Raw genomic sequence first — 21034 nt, 5'->3', positions numbered from 1 at the left:
GAAGCAAGCATGCGCTTGGGCGGCGCGTCCTGTCAATGATTTTTAAGGGTTAACGCCAATACGTGCTAGCGCCATTACGCAGAATGGCTCTAGGGCAGGAAACCGGGCAACAATGGGGTATGGACCAACTCCGTTCTTTGCGTGTTTTTGTACAAGTGATTGCCGACGGCAGCTTTGCCAGCGCCGCACGCGCGCTAGATATGGCCCCCGCTGTAGTAACCCGTGCCGTGGCTGATTTAGAAGAGCACTTGGGCGCGCGACTGCTCAACCGCACCACCCGCAGCTTGGCCCTGACTGAGGTGGGTGAGGCGTACTTTGAGCGTGCGCGTCAGGTATTGGCTGACCTGAATGAGGCTGACCAACTTGCTGCGTCTGTATCAAGCCAGCTGACGGGCAAGCTGAAGGTCTTGTGCCCACCCGCGTTTGCGACACACCAGCTAGTTAGGCACTTGCCGCGCTTTTGCCAGCAGTACCCGGGCGTTAGCCTGGAGCTAGGCACAAAAGGGCCCGTGGAAAGTGCCGATGAGGGCTTTGACGTATCCATAGTCTCCCTTGGAGCGCAACCCTTACAGGGGGAGTTTGTAGCGCGTCCACTGGCCCACTCAAACTTCGTTGTGTGCGCTGCCCCGAGCTATTTGGCGCAATGTGGTGTGCCGCTGGAACCGCTCGACTTGATGCATCACAAGGGCGTTTTGTTGGCGGTTTCGGCCATGCGCAAAGATGTGGCACTGGTGCGGCAAGTGGCAGACACCTCGCCACAGGCAAGCCATCGGGTATTGGTGCAATTGCATGAGCCAGTGCTTGCGAGTAGCCATATAGACACCGTCTATGCGGCAACGCTTGCCGGATTAGGTATTGCAGGCTTGCCCACTTTTGTGGCTGAAGCTGCACTCAAAGATGGCAGACTGCAGCGGGTGTTGCCCGAATGGCAAGGCGCGCTGCCTCTGCGCTTGTATGCCGCAACTCCCACCCGCAAGCACATGCCGCAGCGCACCAAAGCGTTCGTAGAGTTCTTGGTGCAGACGTTTGGTGGCTCAGAGCGGGATCCATGGCTTTGAACTTGCCTTTGAACGCATGAGCCTATGCGAACTCTTGCTAAAATCGGAGCAGTTACCGTATCTAGCCGCCCAAGAGACTTCCGACTTGAGGGACCGAATAGGCCCGATGGCCTAGTACGGGGCTCACATTTTTAAACCTACAAGGAACTCACATGGGCAACCAAATCGTTACAGAAGCAGACCGTAAAGCCACTCCAGCACCTAAGCCACTGCCTGGCATGGCAGCGCGCACTGGTGGCCGCGGCCAACGCGTGAGCTTGGAGCGTGGTACGGCTACTCGTAGCAAAAAGAACGCTGGCAAGCGCTCCAAAAAAGGCGGCTAAGCTTCCTGAGCTTCCCCCACAAAAAAGCCCTCGAATCGAGGGCTTTTTTGCTTTCTGGGGCCGTCTTAATCAATAGGTGCCGATGTAGTCTTTCTTGCCCACTTCCACACCGTTGTGGCGAAGGATGGCATAGGCCGTGGTGGTGTGGAAGAAGAAGTGGGGCAGGCCGTAGTTCAACAAATACGATTGGCCGGTAAATCGCTTTTCTTTAGGGGTGCCCGCTTGGGTGATGATCTCGCGGGTTGCAGCTTCCGTAAACAGCGCCGCATCCAACCCGCCAATAAAAGCCAACACGGTGTCAATACGGGCTTGAAGGTCCGCAAAGCTCTGCTCTTTGTCGTCTAGCTTAGGCACTTCTACGCCGGCCAAACGGGCGGAAACACTCTTGGCAAAGTCTGAGGCCACTTGGACTTGACGCAGCATGGCGAACATATCCGGGTACAGACGCGCTTGCAACAATGCATTGGGGTCGATGTTTTTTGCAGCGGCATGTGCCTCGGCCTTGCGCAACACTTCTTTGAGCCCTCCCAACATTTGGGTGAAAACTGGCACAGATGAGGTGTAAATGGAATTAGACATGGGTACTTATAAGCAGGGTTGAAAACAGGGTTGCATTCTCGCCACTTCAGGGGGGACGTGCTGTTCGCGGGTTATTGCACGGGAAATACTGCCGTGGCACCTAGGCGCCATAGAGAACTAACTTCGGCAGCGCGGGTCTTCGGTCTAAAGCAGAGTTTGGCATCGGCTACAGGTTGTAGTCCATGGTCCGAGACCATAGCATCTGTGCCTTTTAGGTACCGGCCACCAGGCTCTAGGCCCGATTAGTCAATGACGTCTGGCACCCGGTACTGGGTTTTGTGCATTTCCAACACGTCGTGGCGGCGTTCGCGCTGGCGGCGGGGAGAGCACATGGGGTAGACCGCCACATGGCCACCGGCATGGGTGAAGAACCAGTGGTTAGTAAACACCGAGTCAGGCGTGTCACGCGAGCCATCGTCGTCAAAAAGGTGCACGGTGACGCGGTTGTACGCCGCAGTTTGTGGCGTGGGGCTGAAGGTGTGGGGGCACCCCAATGTGGTCACCTTGTACACGACGAATGGGCGTTGGGACCTGATGCTCAACGCCATACGGAGGGTTGAGGGCATCGCCACAACGCAGACGTGCATCCTCTTGTCGACCCACAAGGCCTAGCAAGCCGAAACCAAGCCGAACAAGCCCCAAGGCGGGCTGTGGCAAACTTCCGTCCTTGTTTCCTTCAAGACGTGGTGCTTGTACTGGCCGGCCACGCATTTACTGCTCGTATTTTTCGACATGCAAAAAATCATCGCGCAAATTGCGCAAGAAATTAAGGTTCGCCCCGACCAGGTAGAGGCTGCTGTAGGGTTGTTGGACGAAGGCGCGACCGTGCCCTTTATCGCGCGCTACCGCAAGGAGGTGACGGGCGGCTTGGACGATATCCAGCTGCGTGAGTTGGAGGCCCGTTTGTCCTACCTGCGTGAACTGCGCGACCGCCGAGAAACCGTTATGAAGGCGATTGACGAGCAAGGCAAGCTCACGCCCGCGCTGATTGCCGCGATAGCTCAGGTTGCCACCAAGCAAGAACTCGAAGACTTGTACTTGCCCTTCAAGCTCAAGCGCCGCACCAAAGGCCAATTGGCGCGCGAGGCGGGTTTGGAGCCGCTGGCGGATGCCTTGTTCAGCAACCCTACGCTCGTGCCTACCGAGGCGGCGCTGCCCTACGTGATTCCTATGCGCCCGGTGGTGGAGGGCGAGGACAAGCAACCCGACTTCTCCACCGTTCAAGCGGTGCTAGACGGCGTGCGCGACTTGCTCAGCGAGCGCTGGGCCGAAGACCCCGCCTTGGTGCAAGACCTGCGCGAGTGGCTATGGAACGAAGGCCTGCTGCAATCCAAGCGCATGGAAGGCAAGGACGAAGCCAATGCCGATGTGGCCAAGTTCCGCGACTATTTTGACTACGACGAGCCGATTGGCCGTGTGCCATCGCACCGTGCTTTGGCGGTGTTTCGCGGTCGCGCCTTAGATATTTTGGACGCCAAACTGGTGCTTCCAGAGCCAAATGTGCCACTAGCGCCCGTCAGTACTGCGCAAGCAGCTATTAAATCGAGAGCAGCGCCTGTGGTGTCGCTCGCAGAGGGCCGCATTGCCCTGCGCTTGGGCTGGAGCCACCAAGGCCGCGCTGCTGATGACTTGATTCGCAAGGCGGTGGCGTGGACATGGCGAGTGAAGCTCAGCCTGTCAACCGAGCGTGACTTGTTTGCCCGCTTGCGTGAGGACTCTGAAAAAGTGGCGATCAAGGTGTTTGCTGACAACTTGCGCGACTTGCTGTTGGCTGCACCCGCTGGCCCGCGTGTGGTGATGGGTTTAGACCCAGGCATTCGCACAGGCGTGAAAGTGGCGGTGGTAGATGCTACGGGCAAGCTGGTGGAAACTGCTACCGTCTATCCCCATGAGCCGCGCAAAGACTGGGATGGCTCCTTGCACACGCTGGGCGCCTTGTGCATGCGCCATGGGGTGAACCTGATTGCGATTGGCAATGGAACCGCCAGCCGTGAGACCGACAAGCTAGCGGCGGACTTGATCAAACTGATGGCAAAAGGCAATGCGCCCGCCATCGACAAAGTCGTGGTGAGCGAAGCGGGTGCTTCTGTCTACAGCGCCAGCGAGTTTGCCAGCCAAGAAATGCCGGATGTGGACGTGAGCCTGCGTGGCGCAGCCAGTATTGCGCGCCGCTTGCAAGATCCCTTGGCCGAGTTGGTGAAGATTGACCCCAAGTCCATTGGTGTAGGCCAGTACCAGCATGACGTGAACCAAAACGAGCTGGCCAAGACCTTGGAAGCGGTGGTGGAAGACTGCGTGAACTCGGTGGGCGTGGACCTGAATACGGCCAGCGTGCCCTTGCTCAGCCGGGTGTCAGGCTTGTCAGGCACGGTGGCTAAGGCGGTAGTGCGTTGGCGCGAGGCCAATGGCGCGTTTGCAAGCCGCCAAGACCTGCTCAAGGTGACCGGTTTGGGGGCCAAGACCTTTGAACAAAGCGCCGGTTTCTTGCGCATTCGCGGCGGTCAGAACCCCTTGGACATGACGGGTGTGCACCCTGAAACCTACTCGGTGGTGGAGCAAATCATTACTACCACCGGTAAGCCCGTGGCGGAACTGATGGGGCGCGCCGACATGCTGAAAACACTGCGCCCAGAGCTGTTTGCCAATGAGCGCTTTGGTGTGATTACCGTCAAAGACATTATTGGAGAGTTAGAAAAGCCTGGCCGCGACCCACGCCCAGACTTCAAAGTAGCCCGCTTTAACGATGGTGTGGACGACATCAAAGACCTGAAAGAAGGCATGGTGTTGGAAGGCACGGTGAGCAACGTGGCGGCCTTTGGTGCTTTTGTGGACTTGGGCGTGCACCAAGACGGTTTGGTGCATGTGAGCCAGCTGAGCCATAAGTTTGTGACCGACGCGCGCGAGGTCGTGAAGACCGGTGACATCGTGAAGGTGCAGGTCGTAGAGGTGGATGTGGCCCGTAAGCGCATTGCGCTCACCATGAAGCTAGGCGCGGCCCCCCAACGGCGCGATGGTGCGGACCGCGGTGCGAGCGACAACCGCTATCAAGGCCCAAGCCATGGACAAAGAGGTCGGCATGCAGATACAACGCAGCAAGCCCCTAGCGCCATGGCGTCAGCTTTTGCCAAGCTCAAGCGTTAGGCCAAACGCTGTCCACGCGTGGTGTAGGCTGTTGGCTTAGGCGAAGGTGACGAGCTGCCTTGTTCGTCACATAATGAACTTAAAGCTTCAGCCTTGCCTATGCATGCGACCAATGGACCTCAGGATACTTTGCCATGACACTTAGTGAGTTGTTGGAGAATGAGTTCAACTTGCCCAGTATCCCTCGGGTGGTGGCACTGCTGTTGAGTGAACTGGGCCGCGTGGACGTCGATCTGCACAAGATCACCCAGCTGATCAGTACCGACCCCGCGCTGACGTGTCGCATTCTCTGCATGGCGAATGCGAACTCCTTCCAGCTACAAGGCCGTATCCATAGCGTGTCCGAGGCGCTGGCTTTGCTCAATTTGTCCCATGTGTATGGCATGGCGCAAGAGGCGGCGAGTGGTGCGTCGCTCAAAGCGGTGCCCGGCCTGCAGTTGCAGCATTTTTGGAACTACAGCTTGGACGTGGCCAAAATCGCCCGGGCCTTGGCTGGCCTGGTTCGACAAAACCAGCAAGCCGCGTTTACGTGCGGCTTGGTGCACGCGATAGGTGAAATTGCGATGCACGTCGGCTTGCCCGAGGAGGTGGGCAGGTTGAATCAAACGGTGTCCCCCTTGGATATGCGCAGAGCCAAAGCCGAGCGCCGTGAGCTCGGCTTTTGTTTTGCGTCCGCAGGGGCCGGGTTGGCGCGCAAGTGGCAGTTTCCCGAGTCTATGGTGGATGCCTTGGAGCACCAGTACGCGCCGTTTGAGAATGCGGTCTATGAGCCCTTGGCGGGCGTTATTCACTTGGCCAGTTGGCGCGCTAGGGGTAAAGAAGCGCAGTTAGGTCAACGCGAATTGGCTGTCACCTTTCCGGGCCCCGTAGGTGAAGCGTTGCAACTTGACATCGACATGGTTCTACAGCAAGACCCGTTTGATTGGGGCGTTGACTGGTGACGTTTTCTTTGTGCTTTTCAGGTTCTTGACATGCGTGCTCTTCAAATCTTTGCAGGGCCGCGGGCCCGTGAATCTATTGCCCAATCTGGACTGGCCCCGCAGCACGTACGCACCATGGCTGCAGCTGCGGGTGGACCCAAAGGCCTAATTCTTGGCGCCTTGGATCGGTTCATTTTTGGCGAGTGGCTTAACCAGTCAGAACAGACTGTGGACTTGGTAGGCGCGTCCATCGGTGCTTGGCGCATGGCGACGGCCTGTCTGCCCGACAGTATTCAAGGGTTTAAGCGTTTAGAGCATGACTACGTCCACCAGCACTACGAGACACTGCCAGGCCAAAAAAGGCCGACGGCGCAGTCGGTGAGCGAGTCCTTTGGACGCAACTTAAGGGCGTTTTATGACGGGCAGGTGGCGGAGGTGCTTTCTCACCCGCGTTATCGGCTGAATATTGTGACCACACGGGGCAGACATGTGTTGGCGACTGAACACCGTTTACGCACACCCTTGGGGTACTTTGGCGCCTTTGTAACTAATGCTATGCATCGCAAAGCGATGGGGGCGTGGCTGGAGCGCGTGGTTTTTTCAAGTGGTCCCCCTCAATTGCCTTTGCCATTTGGCACAAGTGATTACCGCACGCGGAGGGTCGCGCTGAGCACGGCTAATTTTTCAATGGCTTTGCAGGCAAGCTGTTCGATCCCTTTTGTATTGCAGGCAGTGCACGGAATCCCGGGCGCACCTCCTGGCGCCTACTGGGATGGTGGCATTACCGACTACCACTTGCACTTGAACTATCCATTCGCGACCCAGAACGAGGAAGTCGTCCCACCTGCCAAAGGCGGGCGAGCTGCAGATTTGGTGTTGTACCCGCATTTTCAGAAGGCTGTGGTGCCAGGTTGGTTAGATAAGGGGCTTCGCTGGCGTCATCGATCCACCCATTTCTTAGACACCATGGTCTTGTTAGCTCCCAATCCAGAGTGGGTTAAGACCTTGCCTAATTCCAAGCTGCCAGACCGAGCGGACTTCACCCATTACAGCAATGACTTGGCTGGCCGCATGAAGGCATGGACTACTGCAATCAGTGCAAGCGCCCAACTGGCCGATGAGTTTGCAGCTTGGACGGCTCAACCTGATGTGCGCTGGATTCATCCGATTTAAGCGTTAGACAACGAAGTTTTTTTGGAATGGGCTGCTTTTGGGCGCATTTGGCAGTTTCTAATTCTTGTAGCTTGCGGTATAACTAATTGGTGGGTCGTTTAGCCCACTGACTCAGAGGGCTAAGCCGCTGCAGGGCACGTTGTTGGACTCATTGGTTGTTCGGTTTGCCGTAACTCAGGAGATGCACATGAAGATGTCCGACCGAATTAGCGTCAGGCTAATCGTCATATTTGTTTCTATCACCACCCTCTTGATTACATTGTTTGGCGCTTACACCTACGCCAGCAACAAGAGCAGTATGGAGCAGCAACTCCATGACGAGATCCAACGGGTCGTGGCTAGATTGCAAACAGGTTTACCCGCACCCATTTGGAACTTTGACGCCAAGCAGTTGGATACTCTTCTGGACGCAGAGATGGGGGCACCATCCGTCTCCGCCATTGTGGTGCGCAATGCCAAGCAGGAGTTCTCCATTGGCCGTATCCGTGACTCAGAAGGCAAGCCGGCGGTGGCCAAGGCCGATGCCTTGCCAACAGGCGACAAGATCGCAGAAGAGTTTAAGTTTGATGACGCAGGCCAACTCAAAACCGTGGGGGTGGTTGAGGTCTACATGTCGCGTGCAGAAATGGAACGCGCCTTGCGCAATGAAATCGTGCGTATCCTCCTGCAGGTGGTGGTGCTGAACATTGCCCTGATTGCGGCTTTGGTTCTAGGCTTGAATGCCGTGGTACTGCGTTCCTTAAACGAAGTGCGCGAGGCCTTGGCGGTTATTTCGAGCGGAGATGCAGATTTGACCCAACGCTTGCGAGTGGCCCGTGCGGATGAAATCGGTGAAGTAGCCCGACTTTTCAACATATTCGTAGCGCGCTTGCAAGACATCATCAAACAAATTGGTGACAGCACGCACTCCCTGTCGCATGCCACCGGAGAAATTGCTAGTGGCAATATGGATCTTTCTTCACGCACAGAAAGGCAGGCCAGCTCTCTGGAGGAAACGGCAGCCTCCATGGAAGAGCTAACAAGCACCGTAAAGCGCAACACGGACAATGCGCGTCAGGCGAATGCCATGGCGACTGCTGCGTCCACTGTTGCAGCCAAAGGTGGCTCTGTGGTGTCTGAGGTGATTACCACCATGGCGTCAATCAACGAGTCGTCCAAAAAAATTGTGGACATCATTGCAGTGATTGACGGCATTGCTTTCCAGACCAATATCTTGGCGCTCAATGCGGCCGTTGAAGCCGCACGCGCAGGCGAGCAGGGCAGGGGCTTTGCGGTAGTTGCCGCCGAGGTGCGTGCGCTGGCTGGGCGGTCAGCTGCTGCGGCAAAAGAGATTAAGACGCTGATTGGTGATTCCGTTGAAAAAGTGGAAATTGGCAGCGCGCTGGTAAACCAAGCTGGCGAGACGATGACCGAAATCGTGGGTAGCGTGAAACGGGTGAACGACATCATGGGCGAGATCATGGCGGCCAGCCAAGAGCAAATGGAAGGTATCGACCAGATTAACGACGCGATCAAGGAGATGGACACGGTGACCCAGCAAAATGCAGCATTGGTGGAAGAGGCCGCCGCTGCCGCAGGCTCTATGCAAGAGCAATCATCCAATCTGGCGCATGTGGTAAGCGTGTTTAAGGTGGACTGAACGCGAAGGGTGTTTGGCGGGCTTGCTGCGTCTCAAGCTGGGGGCGCAGAGTCGCTGATGGGCCGGTGTAGGATAGGCCTCGTTGTTTGAGCCTAGGCGCTATGAGTTCCCACCACTTACACCACCATAACCCAAGGGCGCTGCTGACGCCCGCTATGCACAAGATTCTTGACAGCATGGCGCGGGCCAAGCGCGTCCCCTTGCATGCCCAGACCCCTGAACAAGCCCGAGCCTCCTATGCGGCCGGGGCTGGTGTTTTAGAACTTCCCTGCCAAGCCGTCGAGCGACTCGAAAACTTTACGTTGCCTACGCGAGATGGCTATGCGCTCCCTGTGCGACTCTATGCGCCACACGGTCCGCACTTGCCAGTGCTAGTTTATTTCCATGGGGGTGGATTTACGGTGGGTAGTATTGCGACACATGACGTGTTGTGTCGTCGCTTGAGCCATTTGGCTGGCTGCGCCGTGCTTTCTGTGGACTATCGGCTCGCTCCGGAGCATCGGTTCCCAACGGCATATTTCGACGCTTGGGACGCCGTGCAGTGGGTCGCAAGCATTGGGCGGGAGCGCGGTTTGGATGTGGATCGTATTGCCGTGGGAGGCGACAGTGCTGGTGGAACATTGGCGGCCGCCTGCGCCATTACGGCGCGCGATGCAGGGCTTGCCATTGCGCTGCAATTGCTGTTTTATCCAGGATGCGAAGGGCACCAGAATAGCAACTCCCACAAGTTGTTCAAGCATGGCTTTGTGCTGGAGGAAGAGCACATTAGCTTCTTCTTCAACCAATACATCCGCACGCCAGAAGACCGAAACGACTGGCGCTTTGCGCCATTAGATGGTGTCGACGACTCTGGCTTTGAGCGTGATCTGAGTGGTGTTGCGCCTGCATGGTTTGGCCTCGCGGAGTGCGATCCTTTGGTCGATGAAGGGGTTGCCTATGCAGACCGATTGCGTATGGCGGGAGTTTCTGTGGATCTGGACATCTATCGTGGCGTTGTGCACGAATTCATCAAAATGGGCCGTGCGATTCCACAAGCCATCCAGGCCCACGCCGATGCGACAAGGGCTTTGCGGCGTGCGTTCGGCAATGCTTGAAAAACCAAAGGGAGCCATTGGCTCCCTTTTTGTATGCATCTAGCGAGCCCTGAAAGCTCGTGAAGCTGTCAGAATCCCAGTGACGCTAGTAAATCGTCTACGTCCGACTGTTGCAAAGCGTTGTCGGCTGTCTGAGGACCTTCCAAGACATGAGTATCGACCGTAGCTGCAACCGCAGCTGCTGCCACGCTGGAAGTGGCTGCGGCAGATACTTCGGCAGGAGCACTGTCCAAAAGCAGGTGCACCAGTTGCATTTCAGTCCGGTTAATGATGTCGATTACTTTTTTAATCACCTGGCCGGAAAGGTCTTGAAAATCTTGGGCCATCATGATGTCGCTAAGCACGGTGGCTTGGCCGTCCGCGAACTTGGCGGAGCGCTCTGCAAACTTACCACACACACCCAAAAGCGCTCGGGCACGCTCTACGCTTAAATCTTCAGCTGCAGCCATACGCGCCAAAGACTGCCCGAGCTCAATGCCACGCGTGGCGAGATCGTCACACTCTGGTTTTGCCGTTTCTACCAAAGTCAACACTTTGTTGGCAGCGTCTTCGGTCATTTTGCCTACATAGGCCAAGCGGTCCCGTGCGTCAGGAATCTCCGCCACAATGGTGTGCAGTTGATTGCCACCTAGCGCGGTCAGTGCTTCATGCATCTCCCGTGTGATGGCACCAAGTCGGGAAAATGCTTCTTCTTTACTTAACTGTGTAGTCATTGAGTAAACCAACCCCTTCTAGGCACTGTTTTGTGATTTGCCGTGGCAGTATGTGCACTGTCTCGGTAGAAGTTTACATTCTCTTTAGGGGTTTGGGTACTTAGTTTTCTAAACGTCTTCGAGGAGGGTGTACGGAAGCGGTTGCAGTGCCATTTCTGGCCCCTTGGGACTCGCATAGTGCAAAGTCCCGCTAGACAAAGCGCTGAGCTGAACGCTGATAATCGCATCCCACCCGCCATGCGGTGATGGCGCGCTTTGGACCACAGTGCCAACCGGCTGCGAGTCTTCTTCTGCAGGGTAGATCTCAATTCCTGCTTCTGTTGCGGATGCGGTATGCGCTACGAAGGCGCGGCGCTTTAAGGTTCCACGAAACTGACTTCGTGCAACCACCTCTTGACCCGGATAGCATCCTTTCTTGAAGTTGACCCCGCCGACAGATTCGTAGTTAAGCATTTGCGGCACAAACGCCTCAAACGTTGCTTGCGACACGGTGGCCACGGCACTGCATACTTCACCCCATGCCCACAGAGACGGATCCAGCGGTGGCCCTTTGGGTTCCGGTGAATTGGCGGGAACAAGCCACAACTGGCGTGGAACCCCCCCCGCAGGGTACAAGTCCACTTGATGGACGCCGTGAGACGCGTGTGTGGACCACGGCTTGTGATCACCATCCATTCGCTGAATTACAGCGTCGCCTGCCAGACCAAAAAGCATGTAGTCTGCAGAGGCATCCGTTAGTTTGACCTTAGATCGCATGACAAACATGGCCAGTCGCTTAAGTGTTGCAGCCAGCAAGTCTTTGCTGCAGACCAGCAAAAGCTGGGTTTGCCCCGTCTTAACGCCGATAAAGCTAGCCTGCATGCGCCCTTTAGGGGTGCAAAACGCTGCGAGCCTCGCCTGTGTTGTGTCCAGCAAGAGAAAATCATTGCTTAGCTGCCCGTGGATGAACTTCGCACCGTCCTCGCCATCCACCCGTATGACGCCTAGGTTTTCAATTGTGCTAACACCTTGGAGTGCTGAAAAATCGTACATCTCTGTCACTGTTGACCTCTGTTGCTTGAATGGGACTGAATTATCATTCTTGTGATGTATTCACATAGGGTGTAAGGCCGTGCGCTTCTTTCTATCTATCTTGGTGGCGGTCTGCCTTTTGTCAGGTCTTTCTGCTTATTGGTGGCTCAATCAGCCATTGGCTCTCGCCGCGTCTACCGTTGATCTATCAATTGAGCCTGGTGCCACGGTCAGAGAGATCACGCAAGACGTCGTTGATGCGGGGGCAAATGTTAACCCTAGCGCTATGTATTGGTGGTTTCGCCTGTCTGGGCAAGCCCGCAAGATTAAGGCGGGCAGTTATGAGCTTGACAGCAGCACCACACCCATTAGCCTTCTTCGCAAGTTGGTCGCGGGAGAAGAGTCTTTGCGCAGAGTGACCTTGGTTGAGGGTTGGACCTTTAAGCAAGTGCGCTTGGCTCTCAAAAACGCGGAGGGTCTAAAAGGACAAACCATGGATCTAGCAGATGATGCCTTGATGAGGCAACTTGGCAAACCGGGTGCAAGTCCAGAGGGGCAGTTTTTCCCGGACACCTATGCATTTGCCAAGGGAAGTACCGACTTAGCTGTGCTCCAACGGGCTTCTCGCGCAATGGACAAAAAGCTAGCAGCCGTTTGGGCGCAGCGCGACAAAAATGCCAGCTCGCGCACGCCGATGGACGCTTTGATTTTGGCGAGCATTGTTGAAAAAGAGACAGGGCGTGCCAGCGATCGCGCATTGGTCTCGGCAGTGTTTAACAACCGACTGCGCATAGGCATGCGCTTGCAAACCGACCCTACCGTGATTTTTGGCTTAGGTGATAGCTTTGACGGAAACCTACGCAGGATTGACCTGCAAACGGACACCCCTTGGAACACCTATACACGCAATGGACTGCCACCAACGCCTATCGCGATTCCAGGAAAGGCTGCGCTGCTGGCGGCGGTGCAGCCAGCGAAGTCGAATGCGCTGTACTTTGTCGCCAAGGGCGATGGAAGCAGTTACTTTAGTGCTAGCCTTGATGAGCACAACCGTGCGGTTAACAAATACCAACGTGGCCAGTGAGTCACGACAAGATAATCATGAGTGGTCTCTTTATTAGCTTCGAAGGAATAGATGGCGCGGGCAAATCTACCCACATCAATGCTTTGGTAGAAGCATTCGAGACGATGGGGCGTAATGTTGTACGGACGAGAGAGCCAGGGGGAACGCCATTGGCAGAAACTCTCAGGGAGCTGGTTTTGAACAAGGCCATGGACCCTATGACGGAGGCCTTGCTGGTGTTTGCCGCACGCAGAGACCATATCGTGCAGGTGATTCAACCAGCGCTGAGTCAAGGAGCGGTCGTCCTGTGCGATCGTTTCACCGATTCTAGTTTTGCGTACCAAGGAGGAGGGCGTTCGTTTGACTGGAACGTACTTGAATCCCTGGAGCGCTGGGTTCAGGTCCAAAGTATCGGATCGATACTTCAACCCGATGTCACTATTTGGTTCGACTTACCTTCCAATGTTGCAGCCATTAGGCTGCAAGGTGCACGCGTGCCTGACAAGTTCGAATCCCAATCAGAGCCATTCTTTGACCGCGTTGCTCAGGCTTATGCAAAGCGGATGTCAAGCGCGCCAGATCGTTTTGTGAGAGTGAATTCCAACCAAGCAGCTGCGGATGTGTGGAGCGATATTCACGCAGTCTTGGTGGCTAAGGGAGTGCTGGTGTGAGCGGACTTGCTGTACTTGCGCCTTGGATTGACAAGCAACGCGCACAGTTGCTCTCTCAGAACGGGCACGCTTGGCTATTGCAAGGTCCTTCTGGGCTGGGACAGTACCAATTGGCGCTAGAACTCGCAAGAGCTTGGCTGTGTGAGCGACGCACGGATCGCACAGTTGCTTGTGGCGTCTGTGCTAGTTGCCATGCCATAGAAGTCAGGTCCCACGCCGACCTATGTGTCCTGATGCCAGAGATTGAAATGTTAGAACTGGCTTGGCCGTTAGGTGAAAAGGCACAGGCTGAGATCGACGATAAGAAGCGTAAGCCCAGCAAAGAGATCCGAGTTGAAGCTATGCGCGATGCAGTTGAGTTTTCGCAACGAACAAGTGCCAGAGGGATCGGCAAGGTCGTTCTCGTCTTTCCGGCCGAGCGAATGAACAACATAGCAGCCAATGCACTGCTTAAGACACTCGAAGAGCCGCCCGGAAACGTCAAATTCGTTTTAGCGACTGAGTCAGCGCACCAATTGTTGCCCACCATCAGGAGCCGATGTATCGCGCACTCGATGCAATGGCCGGAAGTAGAACTTAGCCTTAATTGGCTCGTGTCCCTAGGGGTGCCTTCTCAAACAGCATCTTTGCTCCTAAGTGCATCTGGGGGACGCCCACAGAATGCTTTGTCACTGCATGCCTCTGGAGTTAATCCGTTGGCGTGGAATGATTTTCCAAAGGCAATGCAGGCAGGCGACGTAGGTTTCGTAAAAGACTGGTCCCTGGCTAACTTGATCGATGCGTTGCAAAAACTTAGCCACGATTGCATCGCTGTGAAGATGGGGGCAAAACCGCGATTTTTCTCCTCCATTGAAGTAGCAAAGCATGCTCCGGTAGCTTCCCTTACAGAGTGGAGCAAGACGCTGACTCTCGCGATGAGGACCATTGAGCACCCATTTAATGCGGGGCTTGCGTTGGAGGCGTTTGTCCAACAAGCAAAAAGCGCACTAAACTCAAGGCCTTAGCTTAGTTTTATGAGTACCACACCTCCACCAGCTCCGCGGCCTAGTGTCATCCAGTTGTCGATCAAGGAAAAGGCCGCCTTGTATGCAGCTTACATTCCAGTTTTTACAGAGGGTGGGATTTTTATTCCAACGACACGGGAGTACATGCTGGGTGATGATGTCTATGTTCTTCTATCGCTGCCAGAGGATACACAGCGATATCCTGTTGCCGGCAAAGTAGCCTGGGTTACGCCGGCAAAGGCAGCGGGCAATCGCGCACAAGGAGTAGGCATTCTGTTTCCAAAGGACGAAAAGTCCCGGCTCCTGAAGCTGAAAATTGAAGAGATTTTGGGCGCTCATTTAGCGTCCGACCGTACTACACAGACAATTTAACTCTGTACCTTTTTGCTTGGTCAATAAACCAACATTGGTTTTTGGTGGCTTCAATCACGGTGGTTTTTCCATACATGTTTACTGACTCACATTGCCACCTAAACTTTCCAGAATTTACCTCTAGTCTGGGCGAGATTCGTGCGGCTATGGCCTTGGCGCAGGTTGAAAGGGCGCTTTGTATTTGTACGACGTTAGAAGAGTTTCCTGCCGTGCATAAGCTGGCTTTAGACTACGATAACTTCTGGGCCACGGTCGGTGTACACCCAGACAATGAAGATGTTCGAGAGCCCACAGTAGCTGAGTTGGTCTCACTTGGTACGTTGTCTAAAGTTCTTGCGGTTGGTGAAACTGGGCTTGATTACTACCGGCTCAATGGGCGATCGATTCAAGAGATGGAATGGCAGCGCGAACGCTTCCGAAATCATATAAGGGCAGCTCGCAGCCTCCAAAAACCTTTGGTAATCCATACGCGTAGCGCATCCCAAGACACGTTGGATATTTTGCGAGATGAGGGCGAGGATGGGTCTGCTGATTGCGCGGGTGGGGTGTTCCACTGCTTCACTGAAAGCATGGAAGTAGCAAGAGCAGCACTTGATCTTGGCTTTTACATTTCATTCTCAGGAATTTTGACCTTTAAGTCAGCTCAAGACATTCGTGCGGTCGCTGCCTATGTGCCTTTAGATCGCGTGCTTATTGAGACGGATAGTCCATACCTTGCGCCCGTTCCATATAGAGGAAAAACCAACAATCCATCCTATGTTCCATATGTAGCACATCAGTTGGCTGAGTTGAAGCAGTGCGCTGTTGCGGAAGTAGCTTTGGCTACGACCATGAACTTCAATAGGCTTTTCTTAAGCCCTAAAAAATGAAGACCAGTGCGCGGCGGTTTGGTATAGGCATACTGTTCCTTCTCTTTGGAACACCCGCGGTGGCAGGCTCCTATGAAGACTTCTTTGTGGCGGTCCGACAAGACAATCCCGCTGAGGTCATTGCGTTACTCAATAAAGGGTTTGATCCCAACACGGTGAATCCAAACGGTGTTCCCGCTATTTTGGCCGCTCTTCAACTGAACTCTCCGAAAGTGGCAAAAGCTCTCGCATTGAACCCCAATACCCTGGTTGATGTCAGAACAACAAAAGACGAAAGCCCTCTGATGCTTTCGGCGATAAAAGGCTACAACGATGTGTCGTGGATACTCATACAGCGAGACGCTGACATAAACAAGCCTGGATGGACTCCTTTGCACTATGCAGCGACAGGTGGCAACCTTGAAATCGTCAATGAACTACTGGCGAAGCATGCGTATGTTGATGCGGAATCACCAAATGGCACCACTGCCTTGATGATGGCAGCTTTGTATGGCAGTGCAGACGTAGTGCGAGCACTCCTTGCTGCGGAAGCAGACTTGACGGTAAAGAATAGTCTCGGTCTCAGCGCACTGGACTTTGCTCAAAAGTCTGAACGAAAAGAAATTATTGAGTTGATCGCGTCAAAGATGCGCGTTCAACGCTCTAAGTCGGGGTGGTAAAGATGTATGCGGTGTGCAAGTAACTTCATACGATGTATATTATGTTAATAAACAAAGCCGCAACGTACAAAGCAAAAAACCGCTAAGTAAGGATACTTAGCGGTTTTTAACTATTCATTGGTCGGTGTGAAAGGATTCGAACCTTCGACCCCTTGCACCCCATGCAAGTGCGCTACCAGGCTGCGCCACACACCGATCAAGACTTATATTATAGCGGCAAACTACACGCGATTTAAGCGCTCAGACTAGCAAAGTACGAATATGGATCAACTCAGTTCTGATCTGTTGAAGACTCCAACCCAAGGTAGCATCCAAACCGTCGGCAAGCGGTAAGTCTTCAACATGAAGTCCCTCAACCACATCCTCTTTAGGTAACGACGAGTCGTGTCGCTCCTGCAGAAGCTCCTGCATCTTGTTGCGCGCGCCGCTAATGGTGAATCCTTGGTCATACAAAAGATCCCTGATACGACGAATCATCAGTACTTCACTATGCTGATAGTAGCGACGGTTGCCGCGACGCTTCATTGGGCGCAGTTGGGTGAACTCTTGCTCCCAATAGCGCAGTACGTGAGGTTTTACGCCGCACAACTCAGCCACCTCGCCGATAGTGAAGTAGCGTTTTGCGGGAATGGGAGGGAGAATTTTCTCCATTGAAATCAAGACCCTACGATGAAAACCGTAGAGATTACTCTAAGTTTTGACTAGATGCAAAACTGAATTGCCTCAGACGCTACAAATTCTCAAAAAGTCAGCATTAAGGCAGACTATTGCTTGGGCGATCCGTTTGGATTTGTTCCTTGAGCTTGTGGCTTGCGTGAAAGGTGACCACCCGTCTGGCTTCAATGGGAATAGCCTCGCCAGTGCGCGGATTTCGACCAGGTCTCGGCGCTTTGGTGCGGATCTGAAAATTCCCGAAACCTGAAATTTTGACATCCGTCCCGTCCACCAAGCTTATAGCAAGCAAATCAAAAAAAGCGTCGATCATGTCCTTGGACTCGCGCTTGTTAAGACCGATTTGATCAAACAAAAGATCGGCCAGCTGTGCCTTGGTCAGCGCGGGGGTTTCGAGGCTTTCAACAGAGAAGTCCATAGTCACTCATTTCCCAAGCTCGTGAGCGACTTGGTCAAACGCGCTGACGTGCATTGACATCAGACAACAATTGGGCGACCACGGCTTGCACTGCGGCTTCAATTTGATCCTCGGTAAGCGTCGCGTCGTCGCTATTTAGCGTTAAACGCACAGCCAAGCTTCGATCAAGGGCACCAGTTTCGACCTCAACGCCACCCTGAGGTGCTTTGGGGCGATACACATCAAACAGCCGAGCATCTCGCAACAATCCGTTAGTGGGTGCGGCCCAAATGGCGGCCAGAAGCCCAGAGTGTGTGACTTGGTCGCCCACCACCACAGCGATATCTCGCTGTACCGCTTGAAGCTTTGGCACCGTTTCATAACACGGTAGATTCCGAGTCATAACTGCCGCTAGATCTAGCTCAAACAAAATGGGGACTTGCACTAGCTCGTAAGACTGACGCCACTTAGGGTGAAGCTCACCTACATACCCAATACTCTTGTCGCCAACAAACACTTCTGCACAACGACCTGGGTGCATTGCTGGATGTGACGCGACTTTGAACTCTGGTTTCAAAGGAGCTAACAACGCTTCTACGTCGCCTTTGACATCAAAAAAATCAACGCCCTGCTCTTTGCGCCCCCATTGCAGTGCATCAGCACCACCGCAAGCCAACCCAGCGACACGCATGGGCTGATTGAAGCTTTCCACAGTGGCGTGCGAATTCTTAATCGATGCATCACGCAGAAACACACGCCCAACTTCAAATATGCGCACGCGCGAAGCTCTACGGGCTTGGTTGAACTTCAAAACTTGTAGCAAAGAACCCAATAGCGACGAGCGCATAACGTTCATTTGGCTCGCAATTGGGTTCAGCAACCGGATCAGGTCAGTATTGCCGGCAAGCTCTTTTTCCCAGCGCTCTTCAACAAAGCTGAAGTTAATGGTTTCCTGGTAGCCAAGTGCAGCAAGTGAGCGACGAACCGCAAAGGCATTGCGACTAGACTCCGTGCGAACCTTTGCGCTAATGGGCGCCAACGGCGGGGTGTTGGGCAGGTTATTGAAACCCACCATTCGCACCACTTCCTCTATCAAGTCTTCTTCTATTTGAATGTCGAATCGGTAGCTTGGTGGGCTCACGGTGATGACGCCCTCCTCCTCCGTCAACGGCAAGCCAAGACGTTGAAGCGCATCCACGCATTGCGCCTGGGTTAGTGGCATGCCAATAACTTTGGCTGCCCGTGCTACACGTAGTTGGACGGACTTAGGTTGTGGGATGTTGGGCTGTTGGTCGTCGATCGCACCAACCGTAGTTTCGGGTGTGCCGCAGATATCCAACACAAGTTGCGTAATCCGCTCGATATGTTCAACGGTCTGTTTGGGATCAACTCCGCGCTCAAACCGATGACCCGCATCGGTAGAAAAGTTAAACCGGCGTGATCGTCCAGCAATGGTAGCGGGCCACCAAAATGCCGCTTCGATATACACGTTCTGGGTGTCATCCGATACAGCTGTCGCGTCTCCGCCCATGATCCCTGCCAACGATTCCACTTGCACGTCATCCGCAATCACGCCAACTTTCTCGTCAAGCGTCACCGTATTTCCATTGAGAAGCTTTAGCTGCTCTCCGGCCTTTCCCCAGCGAACATCCAAGGCTCCATGGATCTTGTCCAGATCAAAAATGTGTGAGGGGCGACCTAGTTCAAACATCACATAGTTGGAAATATCAACCAAGGCTGTCACGCTACGTTGCCCACTTCTGGCCAAGCGATCGATCATCCATTGTGGGGTCTTTGCCTTGGTATTGATGTGGCGAACCACACGCCCTGAAAAGCGGCCGCATAGATCAGGGGCACTGATCTTGACTCGTACCGAATCCTGATTGGTCACGGCAAGCGCTGGAAATGTTGGCGCATTCAAGGGCGCACCGGTTAACGCCGCAACTTCACGCGCTACGCCAAAGACACTGAGGCAGTGAGCCAAATTGGGGGTCAGCTTTAATGTGAAAAGCGTATCGTCGAGGTTGAGGTAGTCACGTATGTTTTGCCCCAACGGTGCGCCAAGCGGTAACTCCATCAGACCTCCATGGTCTTCAGCCAACTTGAGCTCTCGGGCGGAACACAGCATTCCCTGACTCTCAACACCCCGCAATTTGCCAACTTTGATTAAAAACGGCTTGCCGTCTTCTCCTGGAGGCAGCTCGGCACCAACCAAAGCACAAGGTATGCGAATGCCTATGCGCGCATTGGGTGCACCGCACACAATGTTGAGCAATTCAGCTTGCCCTACATCCACTTTGCAAACTCGTAAACGGTCGGCATTCGGATGTTGTTCAGCTTCCTTAATTTCACCAACAACGATCTTGGTAAATGGCGGGGCAACAGGCTGGAGGTCTTCGACTTCCAGTCCGGCCATGGTCAGGGTGTCGGCCAACTGGGCAGTGGTCAACGAGGGGTTGCAAAAGCTACGCAGCCAGGATTCGGAAAATTGCATGTCAGTTCAGCAGAAGTGCGTGTTAGGGCTTATTGGAATTGCGACAGGAAGCGAACGTCGCCTTCAAAGAAGAGACGCAGGTCGCTCACGCCATAGCGCAGCATGGCCAATCGATCGATACCCGAGCCGAATGCAAAACCGATGTACCGCTCAGGGTCCAAGCCCATATTGCGAATCACTTGAGGATGTACCTGTCCAGAGCCAGAGACCTCAAGCCAACGGCCCTTGAGTGGCCCCGACTCAAACATGATGTCGATCTCTGCACTGGGTTCAGTGAACGGGAAGTAGCTAGGACGAAAGCGCAACTGGAGCGCATCGGTTTCAAAAAAACTTGTGATGAAACTCAAATACACCGACTTGAGATCTTTGAAGCTAATGTTTTCACCAACCCAAAGGCCTTCCACTTGATGGAACATTGGGGAGTGGGTTGCATCACTGTCCACACGAAAGGTGCGACCAGGCGCAATCACTCTAATCTCAGGCATGGCACCTGAGTACAACTTGCCCGCGGCCACATCAAACTCACCGCCATGTTTGCGCACATGCGCTTGCGCATACCGAATTTGCATAGGACTGGTGTGCGGACGGAGGTTGTAATAGACGCCATCGTCACCTTTTGTATCAATGTAAAAGGTGTCCTGCATGGAGCGTGCAGGGTGGTTTGGTGGGTTGTTCAGCGAGGTAAAGCTAAACCAATCGCTTTCAATTTCGGGGCCATCGGCAACATCAAAGCCCATGGATCCGAAGATCGCTTCAATGCGTTCTTGGGCCAACGATACAGGGTGCAGACCGCCCTGCCCGCGCTGGCGACCAGGTAGCGTGACGTCCAGCGCCTCAGCCTGTAGCTGCTTTAATAGCTCAGCGTCAGCCAAAGCTTGGCGACAATCTGTAAGAGCAACCTCGATGGCTTGCTTAGCGACATTGATCGCTGCGCCACGGGTTTTCTTTTCTTCCACGCTCAGGGCTGCCATGCCCTTCATCAATTCTGTAATCCGCCCAGACTTACCCAAGAATTGCGCTTTCGCATTCTCTAAATCAGCAGGAGTTGTGGCCTGTATAAACGCTGCTTTTGCAGCGTCAACGATGGAATTCAAGTCGTTCATGGGCGGTGAGCGTAAATTTAGAAATGAAAAAGGGCTAGTGCTCTTTCAAGCGCTAGCCCTTGTTTCTGGTGCGCTAGTT

At 54.2% G+C, this 21034-nt stretch carries 20 protein-coding genes, 1 tRNA gene and 1 pseudogene; 13 read left to right on the top strand and 9 right to left on the bottom strand.

The window, feature by feature from the left end:
* Positions 1-119 precede the first annotated feature (119 nt).
* Complete coding sequence (locus EXZ61_RS10940; protein WP_142811741.1) at positions 120-1058, top strand: LysR family transcriptional regulator; 939 nt, start codon at positions 120-122, stop codon at positions 1056-1058.
* 152 nt (positions 1059-1210) lie between these two features.
* Positions 1211-1381 (top strand): hypothetical protein, encoded by a 171-nt coding sequence (locus EXZ61_RS21915; protein ID WP_168224745.1) that lies wholly within the window; start codon positions 1211-1213, stop codon positions 1379-1381.
* A 69-nt stretch (positions 1382-1450) separates the two neighbouring features.
* Here EXZ61_RS21915 and EXZ61_RS10935 read toward each other — a convergent pair whose 3' ends face one another.
* Complete coding sequence (locus tag EXZ61_RS10935) at positions 1451-1960, bottom strand: DUF1993 domain-containing protein (protein WP_142811739.1); 510 nt, start codon at positions 1958-1960, stop codon at positions 1451-1453.
* Between the two features lie 182 nt (positions 1961-2142).
* A pseudogene (locus EXZ61_RS22160) lies at positions 2143-2547 on the bottom strand (arginine deiminase-related protein); the annotation flags it as partial.
* 145 nt (positions 2548-2692) lie between these two features.
* On the opposite strand from EXZ61_RS22160, the gene EXZ61_RS10925 reads away from it, so the two are divergent.
* The 5 genes from EXZ61_RS10925 (at position 2693) to EXZ61_RS10905 (ending at position 9927) form a co-directional block, all read left to right on the top strand.
* Positions 2693-5101, top strand: coding sequence for a Tex family protein (locus tag EXZ61_RS10925; protein WP_142811737.1), 2409 nt, complete (start codon positions 2693-2695; stop codon positions 5099-5101).
* Between the two features lie 134 nt (positions 5102-5235).
* Positions 5236-6042 (top strand): HDOD domain-containing protein, encoded by an 807-nt coding sequence (locus tag EXZ61_RS10920; protein ID WP_142811735.1) that lies wholly within the window; start codon positions 5236-5238, stop codon positions 6040-6042.
* Between the two features lie 30 nt (positions 6043-6072).
* Positions 6073-7194, top strand: coding sequence for a patatin-like phospholipase domain-containing protein (locus tag EXZ61_RS10915; protein ID WP_142811733.1), 1122 nt, complete (start codon positions 6073-6075; stop codon positions 7192-7194).
* Between the two features lie 187 nt (positions 7195-7381).
* Positions 7382-8833, top strand: coding sequence for a methyl-accepting chemotaxis protein (locus EXZ61_RS10910; protein ID WP_237219153.1), 1452 nt, complete (start codon positions 7382-7384; stop codon positions 8831-8833).
* A 155-nt stretch (positions 8834-8988) separates the two neighbouring features.
* Complete coding sequence (locus EXZ61_RS10905; protein WP_237219152.1) at positions 8989-9927, top strand: alpha/beta hydrolase; 939 nt, start codon at positions 8989-8991, stop codon at positions 9925-9927.
* Positions 9928-9995: 68 nt separating this feature from the next.
* Here the strand turns inward: EXZ61_RS10905 and EXZ61_RS10900 are convergent, their stop codons facing one another.
* Positions 9996-10640, bottom strand: a complete 645-nt coding sequence (locus tag EXZ61_RS10900; RefSeq protein WP_142811729.1) for a protein phosphatase CheZ — start codon at positions 10638-10640, stop codon at positions 9996-9998.
* A gap of 108 nt (positions 10641-10748) precedes the next feature.
* Entirely contained in the window at positions 10749-11672 is a 924-nt protein-coding gene (ygfZ, locus tag EXZ61_RS10895) for a CAF17-like 4Fe-4S cluster assembly/insertion protein YgfZ (RefSeq protein WP_142811727.1), read from the bottom strand.
* Positions 11673-11751: 79 nt separating this feature from the next.
* On the opposite strand from ygfZ, the gene mltG reads away from it, so the two are divergent.
* The 6 genes from mltG to EXZ61_RS10865 all read left to right on the top strand — a co-directional run bounded on the left by mltG (position 11752) and on the right by EXZ61_RS10865 (position 16289).
* Entirely contained in the window at positions 11752-12735 is a 984-nt protein-coding gene (gene mltG, locus EXZ61_RS10890; RefSeq protein ID WP_237219151.1) for an endolytic transglycosylase MltG, read from the top strand.
* 17 nt (positions 12736-12752) lie between these two features.
* A complete protein-coding gene (tmk, locus tag EXZ61_RS10885) occupies positions 12753-13385 on the top strand; it encodes a dTMP kinase (RefSeq protein ID WP_142811725.1) in 633 nt (210 codons plus the stop codon).
* Entirely contained in the window at positions 13382-14389 is a 1008-nt protein-coding gene (locus tag EXZ61_RS10880; RefSeq protein ID WP_142811723.1) for a DNA polymerase III subunit delta', read from the top strand. Before tmk ends, EXZ61_RS10880 begins: the two co-directional genes overlap by 4 nt.
* Positions 14390-14398: 9 nt before the next feature.
* Positions 14399-14761, top strand: coding sequence for a PilZ domain-containing protein (locus EXZ61_RS10875; protein ID WP_142811721.1), 363 nt, complete (start codon positions 14399-14401; stop codon positions 14759-14761).
* Positions 14762-14835: 74 nt separating this feature from the next.
* Positions 14836-15630: a TatD family hydrolase gene (locus tag EXZ61_RS10870; RefSeq protein ID WP_142811720.1), complete on the top strand. Its 795-nt coding sequence runs from the start codon at positions 14836-14838 to the stop codon at positions 15628-15630.
* Complete coding sequence (locus EXZ61_RS10865) at positions 15627-16289, top strand: ankyrin repeat domain-containing protein (protein WP_142811717.1); 663 nt, start codon at positions 15627-15629, stop codon at positions 16287-16289. The genes EXZ61_RS10870 and EXZ61_RS10865 overlap by 4 nt, the downstream gene beginning before the upstream one ends.
* 118 nt (positions 16290-16407) lie before the next feature.
* On the opposite strand, the gene EXZ61_RS10860 is transcribed toward EXZ61_RS10865, so the two are convergent.
* From EXZ61_RS10860 to pheS, 5 genes are all read right to left on the bottom strand, one after another.
* Positions 16408-16484, bottom strand: a tRNA-Pro gene (locus EXZ61_RS10860).
* Positions 16485-16529: 45 nt separating this feature from the next.
* Complete coding sequence (locus EXZ61_RS10855) at positions 16530-16940, bottom strand: MerR family transcriptional regulator (protein WP_142811715.1); 411 nt, start codon at positions 16938-16940, stop codon at positions 16530-16532.
* 103 nt (positions 16941-17043) lie between these two features.
* Positions 17044-17379 carry an integration host factor subunit alpha gene (locus EXZ61_RS10850; RefSeq protein ID WP_142811713.1) on the bottom strand — a complete coding sequence of 112 codons (336 nt, stop codon included), beginning with the start codon at positions 17377-17379 and terminating at the stop codon, positions 17044-17046.
* Between the two features lie 34 nt (positions 17380-17413).
* Positions 17414-19852 (bottom strand): phenylalanine--tRNA ligase subunit beta, encoded by a 2439-nt coding sequence (gene pheT, locus EXZ61_RS10845; protein ID WP_142811711.1) that lies wholly within the window; start codon positions 19850-19852, stop codon positions 17414-17416.
* 29 nt (positions 19853-19881) lie between these two features.
* Positions 19882-20955, bottom strand: coding sequence for a phenylalanine--tRNA ligase subunit alpha (pheS, locus tag EXZ61_RS10840; RefSeq protein ID WP_142811710.1), 1074 nt, complete (start codon positions 20953-20955; stop codon positions 19882-19884).
* Positions 20956-21034: the final 79 nt, after the last annotated feature.

This window comes from Rhodoferax aquaticus (genome assembly GCF_006974105.1).
Taxonomy (GTDB): Bacteria; Pseudomonadota; Gammaproteobacteria; order Burkholderiales; family Burkholderiaceae_C; genus Allorhodoferax; species Allorhodoferax aquaticus_A.
The sequence above is the reverse complement of the archived record's forward strand: the minus strand, read 5'-3'. Positions and strand labels throughout refer to the sequence as shown.